Annotated in this window: 1 protein-coding gene; it reads right to left on the reverse strand. The window is 72.5% G+C overall.

Going from position 1 to position 949, the window contains the following annotated elements; all coding sequences use genetic code 11:
- Window positions 1-949: DEAD/DEAH box helicase (locus OO62_RS36135; RefSeq protein WP_033271968.1), on the reverse strand; the 949-nt coding region annotated here is incomplete at both ends.

The raw sequence follows: 949 nt of genomic DNA on the forward strand, positions 1-949 counted from the left end.
TGCCGGAGGGGGTCCGGGCGCCGGTGATGCGGTTCAGTTCGGCCTCGCCGGAGCGGACCTGGGTGGACTGCGGGGTGATGCCGGCGTCGGCCATCAGGCGGTCCATCTCGCGGCGCTGGTTGGGCAGGACCAGGGTGACGACGCTGCCGGACTCGCCGGCGCGGGCGGTGCGTCCGCCGCGGTGCAGGTAGTCCTTGTGGTCGCTGGGCGGGTCGACGTTGACGACGAGGTCGAGGTTGTCGACGTGGATGCCGCGGGCGGCGACGTTGGTGGCCACCAGCACCGTGACGTGGCCGGTCTTGAACTGGGCCAGGGTGCGGGTGCGCTGCGGCTGGGACTTGCCGCCGTGCAGGGCGGCGGCGCGGACGCCGCTGTTCAGCAGGTGCCGGGTGAGCTGGTCCACGGAGTGCTTGGTGTCCAGGAACAGGATCGAGCGGCCTTCGCGGGCGGCGATCTCGGTGGTGGTGGCGTGCTTGTCGGCGCCGTGGACGTGCAGCAGGTGGTGTTCCATCGTGGTGACGGCGCCCGCCGACGGGTCGACGGAGTGGACCACCGGGTCGCTGAGGTAGCGCCGGACCAGGCGGTCGACGTTGCGGTCCAAGGTGGCCGAGAAGAGCATCCGCTGCCCCTCGGGCTGGACCTGGTCGAGCAGGGCGGTGACCTGGGGCATGAAGCCCATGTCGGCCATCTGGTCGGCCTCGTCCAGCACCGTGATGCCGACCTCGTCCAGGTGGCAGTCACCGCGCTCGATGAGGTCCTTGAGCCGCCCCGGTGTGGCGACCACGACCTCGGCGCCGGCGCGCAGCGCGCCGGCCTGGCGGCCGATCGACATGCCGCCGACGACGGTGGCCAGCCGCAGCGTCAGCGAACGGGCGTAGGGGGTCAGGGCGTCGGTGACCTGCTGAGCCAGCTCCCGGGTGGGGACCAGGATCAGCGCCAGGGGCCGACG

This window comes from Streptomyces lydicus, assembly GCF_000717345.1.
In the GTDB taxonomy this organism is placed as follows: domain Bacteria; phylum Actinomycetota; class Actinomycetes; order Streptomycetales; family Streptomycetaceae; genus Streptomyces; species Streptomyces lydicus.